General features: G+C 72.8%; 10 protein-coding genes and 2 tRNA genes. 10 read left to right on the top strand and 2 right to left on the bottom strand.

From position 1 onward, the window contains the following. The first annotated feature begins 19 nt into the window (after positions 1-19). Entirely contained in the window at positions 20-646 is a 627-nt protein-coding gene (locus OG974_RS17165) for a hypothetical protein (RefSeq protein ID WP_327283583.1), read from the top strand. 10 nt (positions 647-656) lie between these two features. After that, positions 657-1352, top strand: coding sequence for a class F sortase (locus OG974_RS17160; RefSeq protein WP_329313604.1), 696 nt, complete (start codon positions 657-659; stop codon positions 1350-1352). A 117-nt stretch (positions 1353-1469) separates the two neighbouring features. Here OG974_RS17160 and OG974_RS17155 read toward each other — a convergent pair. Beyond that, positions 1470-1543 (bottom strand) — tRNA-Lys (locus OG974_RS17155). A 227-nt stretch (positions 1544-1770) separates the two neighbouring features. On the opposite strand from OG974_RS17155, the gene OG974_RS17150 reads away from it, so the two are divergent. The 5 genes from OG974_RS17150 (at position 1771) to OG974_RS17130 (ending at position 8212) form a co-directional block, all read left to right on the top strand. Then, positions 1771-3096 (top strand): peptidoglycan-binding protein, encoded by a 1326-nt coding sequence (locus OG974_RS17150; RefSeq protein ID WP_327285655.1) that lies wholly within the window; start codon positions 1771-1773, stop codon positions 3094-3096. Between the two features lie 11 nt (positions 3097-3107). Beyond that, on the top strand, positions 3108-5510 hold the full coding sequence (locus tag OG974_RS17145) for an SPFH domain-containing protein (RefSeq protein ID WP_371643639.1): 2403 nt from the start codon (positions 3108-3110) through the stop codon (positions 5508-5510). Positions 5511-5716: 206 nt separating this feature from the next. Next, a complete protein-coding gene (locus tag OG974_RS17140; RefSeq protein ID WP_371646839.1) occupies positions 5717-6310 on the top strand; it encodes a lytic polysaccharide monooxygenase in 594 nt (197 codons plus the stop codon). Between the two features lie 85 nt (positions 6311-6395). Continuing rightward, positions 6396-8075: an AMP-binding protein gene (locus OG974_RS17135; RefSeq protein ID WP_328762863.1), complete on the top strand. Its 1680-nt coding sequence runs from the start codon at positions 6396-6398 to the stop codon at positions 8073-8075. A 63-nt stretch (positions 8076-8138) separates the two neighbouring features. Next, a tRNA-Lys gene (locus tag OG974_RS17130) sits at positions 8139-8212 on the top strand. Between the two features lie 113 nt (positions 8213-8325). Here OG974_RS17130 and OG974_RS17125 read toward each other — a convergent pair. Beyond that, positions 8326-9084 carry an IclR family transcriptional regulator C-terminal domain-containing protein gene (locus OG974_RS17125; RefSeq protein WP_327283578.1) on the bottom strand — a complete coding sequence of 253 codons (759 nt, stop codon included), beginning with the start codon at positions 9082-9084 and terminating at the stop codon, positions 8326-8328. 230 nt (positions 9085-9314) lie between these two features. On the opposite strand from OG974_RS17125, the gene OG974_RS17120 reads away from it, so the two are divergent. From OG974_RS17120 to OG974_RS17110, 3 genes are all read left to right on the top strand, one after another. Beyond that, the gene (locus tag OG974_RS17120) at positions 9315-10448 is read left to right on the top strand and encodes an LLM class flavin-dependent oxidoreductase (protein ID WP_328762861.1); all 1134 of its coding nucleotides are present in this window, start codon (positions 9315-9317) and stop codon (positions 10446-10448) included. Positions 10449-10634: 186 nt separating this feature from the next. Continuing rightward, positions 10635-11192 (top strand): hypothetical protein, encoded by a 558-nt coding sequence (locus tag OG974_RS17115; RefSeq protein WP_327283575.1) that lies wholly within the window; start codon positions 10635-10637, stop codon positions 11190-11192. Positions 11193-11491: 299 nt separating this feature from the next. Beyond that, complete coding sequence (locus OG974_RS17110) at positions 11492-13186, top strand: glycosyl hydrolase family 18 protein (RefSeq protein ID WP_327283574.1); 1695 nt, start codon at positions 11492-11494, stop codon at positions 13184-13186. Positions 13187-13551 lie beyond the last annotated feature (365 nt).

Raw genomic sequence — 13551 nt, 5'->3', positions numbered from 1 at the left:
CTTGTTGAGGAGGTTCACCATGCGCAGTGCTCTGATCGCTCTCCGTGCCACCGGGGTGGCCGTCGCCCTGACGGCGCTCACCGCGGTGTCCCCGCCCGCAGCCCTGGCGGGCGAGGAGAACCGTGCGGGCGTCTCGGTCGATCCGCACCAGGCCGAGCCGGGGGCGCAGGTCAAGCTGCGCGTCCGCGGCTGTGACGACAAATGGGCGTCGGCCAAGTCCGCGGCCTTCGTGTCGGAGGTCCACCTGTCGTCGGGCCGCGACGGGGACAAGACGCTGTCGGGTGACGCGATGGTCAGCTCGCACGCCCAGCCCGGCTGGCACGACATCAAGGTCAAGTGCGACGGGGGCGAGGACCGCGTACGCGGTTCCATCGAGGTGATCCGCCGTCGCGACGACCGCGAACAGGACCGCGACCGGCCGAACCCCCACCAGTCGCCCGTCCGGCCCGTCCACGCGGGCGGTGGCGGCATGTCCGCCGAGCTCGCGGCGCAGGCACAGGACCAGGCCGCGGCCACCAAGAAGAGCCACGGGGGCGAGGGCCCCGGCCTCCCGCAGACCGTGATCGGCGCAGTGCTCGCCGCCGCGGCCACACTGGCCGTCGCGTTCCGGGCGCTGACCCTGCGTCGGCGCCGCAGCGGCGAGTGAGGGCCCTGCGGTGACGGGCCGGGGGGAGCCGAAGTCCTCCGGCAGCGGGCGGTTGCTGACCTTCGCCGCCTGGTCCGTGCTGGTGCTCGGCCTGTGGCTGTGGGGCCGCGAGATCACCGGCGTCCCGCCGCGCCCGTCGTCCGCACTGGCCGGCGGGTCCGCGCTCCCGGTCCCCGGGCTGCCCGCCGCGCACACCCCGCTCGCGGCGTCCGTGCCCGCCCGGGTCGACGTGCCGTCGATGGGCATCCAGGCGCCGGTGATCTCCCGCGGCCTCGATGCCCAGGGCGCGATCGAGCCGCCGCCGTTCGAGCAGCCCGGCGCGGTGGGTTGGTGGGGCGCCGGGGCCAAGCCGGGCGAGGCGGGCGCCGCGCTGCTGGTCGGGCACGTGGACACGGCGTCGAAGCCGGCCGTCTTCTACGGCCTGAGCACGGCCCAGCCGGGCGGCAAGGTACGGGTGGTGCGGATGGACGGGTCGGTCGCCGAGTTCACGATCGAGGACGTACGGGTCTACGAGCGGGCGGGCTTCGACGCGCACCGGGCCTACGGCCCGCGGATCGAGGGCCGGGCCGAGCTGCGCCTGGTGACCTGCGGGGGCACGTACGACAAGGCGGCCAGGGAGTACACGGCGAACGTGGTCGTCTCGGCCTACCTGACGGGCGAGGGCGAAGCCGCGGGTGCGGGAGGGCGGCCCGGCGCGGCGGTGTGAGGCGAGGATTCGGGCACGGGCAGGGACACGCCCGTGCGCACCGGCTGCTCCGCCGCCCGGGGGACACGACGAAGAAGCCCCTCACAGCTTTCGCTGTGAGGGGCTTCCCCTTGTCTGTGCGCCGCCAGGGACTCGAACCCCGGACCCGCTGATTAAGAGTCAGCTGCTCTAACCAACTGAGCTAGCGGCGCTTGCTGACAGGGAAAACTCTACCCCACCTCCACCCGTGCTCGTGACCAGCCGCGCCCGCCTTGTCCGATTAACCCATGTTTGGGGGGTTCATCGTGCACGATATGTCTGAGCCGACCGCATCTGATGCCCCGACAGATGCCCGGCCCGCCTGACCAGCGACGAGCAGGGGAGTGGACGGAACCGCATGACGATCCAGCCTCCGGTGCATGTGCAGACGACCGCACCGATGCCGATGCCCGCTTTCGAGGAGTACGAGCCCGCGGGCGACTGCGTCTGCCTGGGCTGCACGCAGCGCCGGCGTTCCCTCGCCCGCGCCCGGGCCATACCGCTCCGTGACGGCGGCCACCCGGCCGCGCGAGGCGCCCGCCGGGCGCTGGTGCTGGCCACCGCGGCGGGCGTGGTCCTGGGCGGCGGCGGCTCGGCGGCACTGGCGGCGGCCGACCCGGTCCCCGGCCCGGGCCCGGTCTCCCTCGACATCCCCGGCTCCCCGCAGGGCGGCCGGTCCCCGCTGCACGGCCGCCCGGCACCGGCGAAACCGGCGGGTGCGCCGGGCGCGCCGTCGGCGGTCAGGCGGATCGACCGGACGTCGATCATCACCCGGGCGAAGCTGTGGCTGGACGCGAAGGTCCCGTACAGCATGTCCACGTACTGGTCCGACGGTTACCGCCAGGACTGCTCCGGCTTCGTCTCGATGGCCTGGAACCTCGGTACGAACGAGTGGACCGGAAGCCTCGACAAATTCGCCACCAAGATCACCAAAGAGGAGCTGCTCCCGGGGGACATGCTGCTCTTCCACAACCCGGCCGACCCCACCAACGGCTCGCACGTGGTGCTCTTCGGCGGATGGGTCGACGAGACGCGCACGCACTACGTCGCGTACGAGCAGACCCGCCCGAACACGCGGAAGGGCGCCACCCCGTACGGCTACTGGAACAACGCGACGAAGTACCTCCCGTACCGGTTCAACGGCGTGACCAGCGCGATCGCCGAGGACCCGGCGACCGACCCCAAGCCCGCGGTCCCGACCGCCTTCCCCGGCGCCACGCAGTTCGGTCCGGGCGCGAACAACGAGCACGTCGCCCAGCTGGCCCGGATGCTGATCGACCGGGGCGGCCGCCGCTTCTACCCCAAGGGTGCGAGCACGGCCTGGAGCGACGCCGACAAGCTGGCCACGCAGGCATTCCAGAGCGCCCAGGGCTGGACGGGCACGGACGCGGACGGCATTCCCGGCGCAAACACCTGGCAACTGCTGGTCGAGCACAAGGGCAACGACATCCGGCCGACGGTGGACGCCGCACCGGGGCCCGCCGGGGTGCCGGCCTATCCGGGGTCGTCGGTGTTCCGCCCCGGGGCCTCGCACCCGTTCATCACCGCCCTCGGCCGCCAGCTGGTGAAGAAGGGCTTCGGCAAGAACTACACATCCAGCCCGGGGCCCCGCTGGAGCGAGGCCGACCGTCGCAGCGTCGAGGCCTTCCAGCGCGCCCAGGGGTGGCGCGGCGCCGAGGCCAACGGCTACCCGGGCCCGGAAACCTGGCGCCGGCTGTTCGCATGACGGAGGCAACGATGTACCCCACGCGCACCACCTCGACGACGGGCACCTTCCGCGTGCCACCGGCGGAGGCATCCCCGCAGGCCCCGGCGGCCCCGCAGGTGCCGCAGGCCCTGGCCCCGCGGGGCACGGGCGAGCTGTACCCCGCCCCGCAGCGCCCGCCGGCTCCGGAGCCCGCACCTGCGACCACGGCCGCGACTCCCGCCCCGTACGCGGCGCAGGGCGAGCCGGACTCCGAGCCCCAGGCGCCGTCCCCGCGCCCGGCGGTGGAGCCCGCGCCTGCGGCCGATGCCGCCACGGCCGCGATCCCGGCCCCGTACGCGGTTCAGGCCGCCCCGGAGTCCGCCCTCCCGGCCGCAGGCCCGTTGCCGCATCCGGCCGAGGTCGAGCCGGAGGCTCCCCCTCCACCTGCGGATCCGCACCGGCACGCTGCGCCGGCGGCCCCGGCCGCATTCCCGCACGCGGCTCACCCCGGGCCGGAGGTCCCCTCTCCGTCCGCGCCGGCGGAGCCCGCGGCGGTGCCCCGGCTCGCGCACGCGGCTCAGGCCGAGCCGGAGCCGGCTCGTACGGCCGCGCCGGCGGGCCTGTTTCCCGGTGCAGAGGCCGTGGCCGTGACCTTGGCCCCGTACGCGGCCCAGGCGGGTCCGGAGAGCACCGTCGCGGCCGCGGGTCCGCTGCCGCACGAGGCCCAGGCTTCCCCACCGCCCGCGGTGGCCGACCCGCTTCGGGGTGCGGAAGACCGCGCTCCGGGGCTCGGGGATCCGCTCGCGTACGCGGCTCGGACCGCTCCGGAGTCGGGCGGGTCCCGTGAGGTCGCTGTGCCGCACGGGCGGCCGGCTGCGGACACGGACACCGGCTGGAGCGAGGTTCCGGCGGCCCGGGTCCGGGTCGAACCCGAGCCGGTGCACGCGCTGGCCGGGGGCGTCGACCGGGCCGAGTCCGGCGGCATCTCATACGGTCAGGAACCCGATCCCGTGGTCTGCGTACCGGCCCCGGCGGGGTCGCACGACGAGAACGCGCACACCGGCGTGGCCACCCTGCGGCTGCGCGCCCTCGACGGCGGGGGCGAACCCCCGTCCCCGCAGGGACCGGTCTGGCCGGCGGAGGCCGGGCCGGTGGTGGACGGTCCCGGGCGGCGGTACGGCGAGCCGTGGCCGCCCGCCGGCCCGCAGTCCGGCTCCGGGCTCGTACCCGGCTCCGGCTCCGGGTCCGGGTCCGGGTCCGAGCCCGCGCATCCGCACCCGCACCCGCACCCGAACGGCGATGCCGATGCCGAGGGCCGTCCCACCGGAGTGCCCGGTCCTGCGGTCGCCGAGATCGTGGCGCAGGCCGTGGCCCGCGGCATGGAGGGCGACACGCAGGACCTGCCGCGGGTCGCGCCCGTCCGCGGGGCGGCGGCCACCGAAGTGCCGGTGCACCTGCCGTTCCGCGGGGAGGCCCGCCCGGCCGCCCCCAAGCCCCCGGCCGCCGGGTCCGCCCCGCGCACCTCCCGGCCCGCAGCCCCCGGCCGACGGGTCCCGCGCGGCGACGAACGGCTCCGGGAGCACCGCGGCCCCGTACTGCCCGGCTGGGTCGGCGTCGGCGTCGGCGGGCTCGCCCTCGCCGGCTGCCTGGCGGTGCTCTGGCGTGCCGGGGCGGTCCCCGCCACCTTCGTGGCCGCCTTCGGCGCGAGCCCCCGCGCCTACCACGGGCTCCGCGCCACCCACTGGCCCCCGCTCGCCTTCCTCGGCATCGTCGCGCTGCTCGCGCTCGGCGGGCTGGGCCGCGCCAAGGCCGGTCACGCCTGGGTGCTCACGCTGTTCGGCCGCTACCGCGGCACGGTCCGCCGTACGGGGCTGACCTGGGTCAGCCCGCTGCTGCTGCGCCGTCGCGTCGACGTCCGGCTGCGGCACTGGCGCAGCGATCCCATGCCGGCGGTGGACTCCGGCGGCCTGGCCCTGCGGGTCGTCGTCCAGGTCGTGTGGCAGGTGAAGGACACGGCCCGGGCCACCCTCGCCGTCGAGGACCACACGGAGTACCTCGCCGAGCAGGTCGAATCGGCGATGGCCCGGGTCCTGTCCCAGCTGCCCGCCGACGCGTTCCACGAGGACGCCCCGACGCTGCGCGATTCCGAGGCGGTCGGCGACGCGCTGACCCGGATGCTGGCGACCGAGACCGAGGCGGTGGGGATCGAGGTCTACTCGGCCCAGCCGACGCGGATCGAGTACGCCCCCGAGGTCGCCGATGCCATGCGGCGGCGGCGGGTCGCCGCGATCGACGCGAAGCACCGGGACACGGTGTTGACCTCGGTCGTGGACGCGGTCGACGACACCGTCCACCGGCTGACCTCGCGGGGGCTGGTCGAGCTCGACGACTACGAGCGCAAGGCCCTCGTGAAGGACCTCACCGTCGCCTTCTACACGGGGCGTCCGGAGTAGGGCGCCCCGCGAGGAGCGGGACCGACGAGCGAACGGGTGGCCGGAATCGACCGGACCACCCGTTCCCCCATTGGTCTGGACATGGCCAACTCCCGTCAATAACCTGGTACTTGGTCTAGACCTGAATCCCCATGCGTGCGCACGCTCTCGCCGGTCTCCCCCCACGTTCAAGGAGCATCATGCGTCCCATCCGCATGCCCGTTCACCTGCCCAGACGAGCCGGTGCCGCCGCGCTCGGCCTCGGTGTCGTCGCCGGCCTGGCGCTCCTCACCGCCCCCACCGCGAGCAGCCACGGCTACACCGACACCCCCATCAGTCGCCAGAAGCTCTGCGCCAACAAGACCGTCGCCGACTGCGGCCCGATCCAGTGGGAGCCGCAGAGCGTCGAGGGCTACAAGGGCTTCCCGGCCGCCGGTCCGGCCGACGGCCAGATATGTTCCGGCGGGCACGGCGAGTTCGCGCAGCTCGACGACCCGCGCGGCGGTGCCTGGCCCACCACCAAGGTCACCAGCGGGCAGAGCTACGGCTTCCGCTGGCAGTTCACCGCCAACCACTCCACCACCGACTTCAAGTACTACGTCACCAAGAACGGCTGGGACTCCACCAAGCCCCTCACCCGCGCCTCCCTCGAATCCCAGCCGTTCCTCACCGTCGCCTACAACGGTGCCCGGCCCGACATGACCACCGTCCACCAGGGCGCCATGCCGAGCGGCAAGACCGGACGGCACATGATCCTGGCCGTCTGGACGGTCAACGACACCCCCATGGCGTTCTACTCCTGCTCCGACGTCCAGTTCTGAGGCTTCGGCCCCGGCTCTGGCGACCCGTCCCGGAGGCGGGTTCCGGCATTCAATTCTGACGGAACGTCAGCTACCCTCCGGCGGCATGCGGACGACACCCGAAACCGTCGCGGAGCTCATCGCACGCCAATGGGGCGACCACCGGCCGGGGCTGAAGTACGGCGGCAGCACGGACGCCGCCGTCCTCAGCCGCCACCGGACCGCCCAGGAGGCCGCGGCGCGCGCCGCGCTGCTCGTCGACCTCCTGCCTTCGGACGCCGAACCGCACATCGGGGTGCTGCTCGACAACACCCCCGAGTTCCCGTTCTGGCTCGGCGCGGCGGCCCTCGCCGGGGCCGCCGTCGCCGGGATCAACCCCACCCGGCGCGGTCCCGAGCTGGCCCGCGACATCCTGCACACCGACTGCCGGATCCTGGTCACCGAGCGCGCCCACCTGCCGCTGTTGCGCGGGCTCGACCTGCCCGGCGTACGGATCCTGGTCACCGGCACCGAGGAGTACGAGGACCTGCTCGCCCCGTACGCGGGCGCGAAGCCGGGCGAGGCCGTCTTCGCCGCCCCCGGTCCGGGCTCCCGCTTCCTCCTCTACTTCACCTCGGGTTCCACCGGCGCCCCCAAGGCCGCCCTCTGTAGCCAGGGCAGGATCGCCGCCGCCGGCGCCTCGCTCGTCCGGCAGTTCTCCGTGACCCCGGACGACGTGCACTACATCTGCATGCCGCTCTTCCACGGCAACGCCGTCATAGCCGACTGGCTGCCCGCCCTCGCCGGGGAAGCGGCCGTGGCCCTGCGCCCCCGGTTCTCCGCCTCCGCGTTCCTGGACGACGTCCGCGCGTACGGGGCGACGTACTTCACCTACGTCGGCCGGGCCGTCCAGTACCTGCTGGCCACCGAGCCCCGCCCCGACGACCGCGAGCACACCCTGCGCCTCGGCTTCGGCACCGAGGCCGGTTCGGTGGACGCGGCGCGGTTCGCCGACCGGTTCGGGGTCCGGCTGGTGGAGGGGTACGGGGCCACCGAGGGCGGGGCCTCCGTCCAGCGCACCCCGGACACCCCGCCGGGCGCCCTGGGCCGCGCCGGGGCCGGGGACGACCTGGCGGTGATCGATCCGGAGACGGGCGCGGAGTGCCCGCCGGCCGTCCTGGACGCGCGCGGCCGCCTCGTCAACGGCTCCGCGGCGATCGGCGAGCTGGTCAACCGGGGCCGGAGCCTCTTCGAGGGCTACTGGCGCAATCCCGACGCGGAAGCCGCACGGACCCGGGACGGCTGGTACTGGACCGGCGACCTCTTCTTCCGCGACGCCGACGGGTTCCTCTACTTCGCGGGCCGTACCGACGACCGGCTGCGGGTCGACAGCGAGAACCTCGCCGCGGCGGTGATCGAGGACATCCTGGCGCGCTGGGCCCCGGCGGCCGCGGTCGCCGTGTACGCCGTGCCGGACGAGGCGGCCGGCGACCAGGTGATGGCGGCGGTCGCACTGGAGGAGGGGGAGCGGTTCTCGGCGGACGCCTTCTCCGCGTTCCTGGCCGCCCAGCCGGACCTCGGCACGAAGATGTCCCCGCGCTACGTCCGGATCGTGGAGTCCATGCCGACCACGGCCACGAACAAGATCCACCGGGTCGCCCTGCGCCGCTCCGGCTTCCGCTGCCCGGACCCGGTCTGGTGGTGCCCGCCGGGCGGCTCCGGCTACCGGCTCCTGGACCAGGAGGACCTCGCAGGCCTGCTGGCGGCGTACGCGGCCCACGGCCGGGGCGAGCTCCTGGACCGCTGATCCCCGCACCGCGGGTATTGGTTTTGAGCACCCCTGGGGACCAGGTAGTATTTTCTCTGTCAGGCGCCGCTAGCTCAGTTGGTTAGAGCAGCTGACTCTTAATCAGCGGGTCCGGGGTTCGAGTCCCTGGCGGCGCACCTGTACTTCGGGCGGTTTCCGGTTCACCGGGAACCGCCCGAAGTGTTTTCCGGAAAGAACTCCGGACTCTTTGGACTTTCCGGGCCCTCGGGATCCTCCGGGCCTCCGGGGCTCACAGCGTGAGCGACAGCAGCAGCGGCGCGGCCTTCCGGTTCAGTGCGTCCGCGGCGGCCCGCAGCCGGTGCGCGTGCTCGACCGGCATCGACAGGGCAAGGCACCCCACCGAGGCCCCGGCGGTGATCGGAACCGCGGCGCAGACGGTGCCCACCGCGTACTCCTGGAGGTCCAGCACCGGAACCGTCGCCGGCTGGCTGTCCAGCTTGGAGAAGAGGATCCGCTCGTTCACGATCGTCTTCGACGTGAGCCGGGCGATCTTGTGTCGCGAGAGGTGGTCGCGCCGCCCGTTCTGGTCGAGCTGCGTCAGTAGGCACTTGCCGACCGCGCTGGCGTGCGCCGCGGAGCGGAAGTCGACCCACTCGTGCACCTTCGGGGTGCGGGGGCTGTCCGCGAACTGCGTGATCTTCACTTCGCCGTCCACGTACCGGCTGATGTAGACGGCCGCGCCCACCGAGTCCCGGAGTCGGTCCAGTGTCTCCTGGAGCTTGTTCTGGAGGGCCTGTTGCCTGTCTATGCCGGAGCCGAGCAGCACCAAGGAGTCACCTATGGCGTAGGCGCCGTCCGACACCTGGAGGACGTACCCCTCACGGCGCAGCATGAGGAGCATCGGCGCGAGATGGGCCGCGGGCAGGCCGGTCTCACGCGCGATTTGTATGTCGGTCACGCCGCCGGTGTGGCGGGCGATCGTTTCGAGTACGCGCAGGGCGTACTGCACCGAATGGAACGGCGCGGTCGGCTCGGGCTTCAGCGCCACGGTTTTCCCCCTAGCAGGTTGTTACCGCTTGCCCTACCACGATAGCCATCAAGAGGCCCGCGTGGAGCGCCTGTTGATGAGATTGATGGCTCGATCACGTCCCCCTGCCTGTGTCTACTCCATTGGCATATGCCAAGGTCATGGCCGCTGTCCGGGGACGCCGGGAATGCGGGCCCGCCGCCGATGGTTCGAGTTCTTCGTACGGACGGCGATGCGAGGCGGGAGCGACTATGAGTGACACCGGGGACGCGGGTCGGGCTACGGACCAAGGTGGACTCGGAGACCGGATCCGGGGTGAGGTCCGCGGCCTCGCACCGGTGCCGCTCTCGGTGCTGGACCTCGTCACGGTCGGCGCCGGCAGCACCGCCCGCGAGTCCCTGCGCACCAGTGTCGACATCGCCCGACTCGCCGAGTCCCGCGGCTACCACCGCCACTGGGTCGCCGAGCACCACTCGATGCCCGGGGTGGCCAGCTCCTCCCCGGCGGTGATCCTGGCCCACCTCGCCGCCCACACCTCCCGCATCCGGCTCGGCTCGGGCGGGGTCATGCTGCCCAACCACGCCCCGCTCGCCGTCGCCGAGCAGTTCGGCACCCTGGAGGCGCTCGCCCCGGGCCGGATCGACCTCGGGCTCGGCCGCGCACCCGGCACCGACGGCCGCACGGCCGCGGCCCTGCGCGGACCCGGGCGCCTCGACGAGGCCGCGGAGGAGTTCCCCCGGCAGCTCGTGGAGCTCACCCGCTTCCTCGACGACGACTTCCCCGACGGGCACCCGTACGCCCGCGTCCACGCGGTACCGGGTCCCGTGCAGGGCCCCGCCGGGCGGCCGCCGCTGTGGCTGCTCGGCTCCTCCGGGTTCAGTGCCCGCCTCGCCGCCGAGCTCGGCCTGCCCTTCGCGTACGCCCACCACTTCTCGGCGGCCGGCACCCTGCCCGCGCTGGAGCTCTACCGGCAGGCCTTCCGACCCTCGGCGGTGCTGGACGCCCCGTACGCGGTGATCGGGGTGTCGGCGCTCGCCGCCGAGACCGACGCGCAGGCCCGCGCCCAGGTGCTCACGGGGGCCCTGTCGATGCTGCGGCTGCGCAGCGGCCGGCCCGGGCTGATCCCGACGCCCGAGGAGGCCGCGGCCTACGACTTCTCCCCGCTGGAGCGGGAGTTCGTGGACGGCTGGCTCGCGAACGTCGTCCACGGCACGCCCGACGAGGTTCGCGCCGGGCTCGACGCCCTGGTCAAGCGCACGGGGGCCGACGAGCTGATGCTGACTTCCAACGCCCACAGCGGGGCAGCGCGGGTGCGCTCGTACGGACTCGTGGCGGACGCGTACGGCATGCCGGTGCAGGCTCCGCCCGCGGCCCCCGCGGTATGACCCGTCCGGCTCCGCCCGGGGGTGCCGTTCGGAGCCCGCTCGTCCGGTTCTGTCCGTAGTCGGCGAGCGTCTGGTAACAGCCCCGTGACGGGCGCCGTCCAGATTGGATCTTGATCGCGGCCATCAGGTAGAACCCGTGTTCGGCTCATCATGGCCACGCCACATTTCGACACGGGGGAGACTTCCATGCGTTCCAATCGGCACGTCATCGGCACCATCGCGCTCGTCGCCGCGCTCGGCGGCCTGGCCGCGTGCGGCCCGCAGGAGGACGCCGCCGGCGGCTCCCCCTCGGCGCCCTCCGCCGCGACGAAGCCGTCCGCATCCGCGCCCGCGGGCGGCTCCAAGGCCGACCCCTCCGGGTCGGGCGGCGGTGAGAAGGACTGCGGCAAGCCGCCGACGCCGCCCGCCGGCGTGAAGATCGTCCAGGTGGGCCTGCACCGCGACGCGAGCGTCTTCGAGGCCATGGACGCCAAGCCCGTGTGCACGTCCAACGACTGGATCTACCACGGCGAGGGCGAGCCGAAGGGCTACAAGCTGCCCGCCGACGTCAAGGGCGAACTGGCCACGGGTCCGGGCAAGTTCCAGCCTGTGAACCGCGATGAGCTGTCGAAGCACATCGACGGCTGTCTGCGCGAGGACTACAACGTCGTCAAGCAGCCCTACTCCTGCTACGGCAACGTCTACGAGATCACGCTCAACTCCAAGGGCGAGGTGCAGACGATGCGCGAGCGCTGGTCGGTCTGATCCGGCCGCGGCGCCGGCCGGCGCCGTAGCGCCAGTTGATGGATCTCGTGCGAACGGAGTTCTGCTGGTTTGTTGCCGCAACCTTGCGGGAGCGTGGCCTAAGGCATCCTTAAACCGCTCGTCACCCGGGGTGGCGGGCGGTTTCGCATGGGCCCTCAGGCCTCTGACGAGGGGATTTCCCCGGCAAGTGGTCTAGTCCTTCTTTGGTCCAAACCATTGACTCGGACCTCGGGTGATCGCTATCACTTCTCACACCCGAACCTCTTGCTTCCCCCTCCCACCCCCCCCGGAGGCAGTTCATGCACATCCGTAAACCCCTCATCGCGGCCGCCGCCACGGCCGCGCTGGCAGCCGGAGCGCTGGCAGGCTTCGCGGGGCTCGGCACCGCGCAGGCCGCCGATGCGACCGCCGCCGCGGGCGGCGGCAACGTCAAGATCGCGTACTACGACCAGTGGAGCGTGTACGGGAACGCCTTCTACCCCAAGCACCTCGACACCCGCGGCATAGCGGGCAAGTTGAACGTCATCAACTACTCGTTCGGCAACATCCACCCCACGAACCTCACCTGTTTCGAGGCGAACAAGGCCGCGGGCGACGACAACAACCCCAACGCCGGTGACGGTGCGGGCGACTCGTACGCCGACTACCAGAAGTCCTTCAGTGCGGCGGACAGCGTGAGCGGCGTCGCCGACAAGTGGGACCAGCCGATCGTCGGCGTGTTCAACCAGTTCAAGCAGCTGAAGGCGAAATACCCCAACCTCAAGATCAACATCTCGATCGGGGGCTGGACGTACTCGAAGTACTTCAGTGACGCGGCCAAGACCGACGCCTCCCGCAAGAAGCTCGTGTCCTCCTGCATCGACCAGTACATCAAGGGGAACCTGCCGGTCGACGGCGGATACGGCGGTCCGGGCACCGCGGCCGGCATCTTCGACGGCATCGACATCGACTGGGAGTACCCCGGCTCCTCCGGCGGCCACCTGGGCAACCACTACGCCCCCGAGGACAAGCAGAACTTCACGCTCCTGCTCAAGGAGTTCCGCGAGCAGCTCGACGCTTACGGCGCGGCCAACGGCGGCAAGAAGTACCTGCTGACCGCGGCGCTCCCGGCCGGCCAGGACAAGATCAAGTACATCGAGACGGACAAGATCGGTTCGTACCTCGACTACGCGAACATCATGACGTACGACATGCACGGCGCCTGGGACGGCGACGGGCCCACGTACCACCAGTCCCCGCTGGACAACTCGGCGGCCGATCCGACCGACCCGATCGCCCCGGGCACCCAGAAGTACGGCATCAAGAACGCCATCGACTCCTGGATCGACGGCAACGCGGCGTACGGCATCGCCGGCGGCTTCCCCGCCAACAAGCTGACCCTGGGCTACGAGTTCTACTACCGCGGCTGGAAGGGCGTCCCCGCCGGGACCGCGGGCGGCCTCGCCCAGAGCGCGACCGGCCCCTCCGCGGCCCGGCCCACCAGCCAGCAGGCGGGCATCGCCAACTACAAGGAGCTCGGCGGGATCGTCGACAACCCGGCGACCACCTTCTGGGACGACCAGGCGAAAGCCTCGTACTTCTACAAGGACGGCGAGTTCTTCACCGGCCTGAACCAGCGGTCCGTCCAGGCCCGGGTCGACTACGGCAAGCAGCGCGGCCTGGCCGGCGCGATGATGTACTCCCTGCTCGGCCTGGACGACAACACCACGCTGCTCAACCAGATCTCGGACGCCCTCGGCGGCACCACGCAGCCTCCGACGACTCCGCCGACGACTCCTCCGACCACGCCCCCCACGACCCCTCCGACCACGCCGCCGACCACACCGCCCACCTCGGGCTGCCCGGCACCGGCGTACCTCGCGGGGACCGTCTACACCGGCGGCAACGAGGTCTCGCACAAGGGCCACAAGTGGAAGGCCCAGTGGTGGACGCAGAACGAGGAGCCCGGCACGACCGGTGAATGGGGCGTCTGGAAGGACCTCGGCGCCTGCTGATCTCCCCCCACCCCGCGCCGAGCGCCGGCCGCCCCCGTCCCCCTCGCGAAGAGGCCGGGGGCGGCCGTGTGCCCGCGGGCCGGTCAGACCTGGTACTGACCGACCGCGATGAAGTGGCGCGGCTCCTCCGGGGTGCCGCCCACGGCTTTCCGGGCCGCCGCGTGCGTACAGGGCGTCGCTGCTGCCCGGACGGGCCGGGATCCGGGGCGACCGCGACGCGGTCGTCCTCGGTTCGGGTCGGTCGCGGGCCGGTCTTCCGGAACGCGGCGGCCCGGCGGCGGTGGCGTCGGGGGCCTTGTTCGCCTCGCGCCCGGCGCGCCTGCCGGTGGCCGGGTCGGCGAGGAGCTCGGCGATGGCGACCCGGT

This window comes from Streptomyces sp. NBC_00597 (genome assembly GCF_041431095.1).
In the GTDB taxonomy this organism is placed as follows: domain Bacteria; phylum Actinomycetota; class Actinomycetes; order Streptomycetales; family Streptomycetaceae; genus Streptomyces.
This window is presented reverse-complemented; position numbering and strand designations above follow the sequence as displayed.

What these genes read in the sequence shown, in the direction of transcription:
- OG974_RS17115 (WP_327283575.1), top strand. Translation starts at nt 10,635, where the DNA reads ATGCGTTCCAATCGGCACGTCATCGGCACCATCGCGCTCGTCGCCGCG.
- OG974_RS17165 (WP_327283583.1), top strand. Translation starts at nt 20, where the DNA reads ATGCGCAGTGCTCTGATCGCTCTCCGTGCCACCGGGGTGGCCGTCGCC.
- OG974_RS17150 (WP_327285655.1), top strand. Translation starts at nt 1,771, where the DNA reads ATGCCGATGCCCGCTTTCGAGGAGTACGAGCCCGCGGGCGACTGCGTC.
- OG974_RS17120 (WP_328762861.1), top strand. Translation starts at nt 9,315, where the DNA reads ATGAGTGACACCGGGGACGCGGGTCGGGCTACGGACCAAGGTGGACTC.
- OG974_RS17145 (WP_371643639.1), top strand. Translation starts at nt 3,108, where the DNA reads ATGTACCCCACGCGCACCACCTCGACGACGGGCACCTTCCGCGTGCCA.
- OG974_RS17135 (WP_328762863.1), top strand. Translation starts at nt 6,396, where the DNA reads ATGCGGACGACACCCGAAACCGTCGCGGAGCTCATCGCACGCCAATGG.
- OG974_RS17110 (WP_327283574.1), top strand. Translation starts at nt 11,492, where the DNA reads ATGCACATCCGTAAACCCCTCATCGCGGCCGCCGCCACGGCCGCGCTG.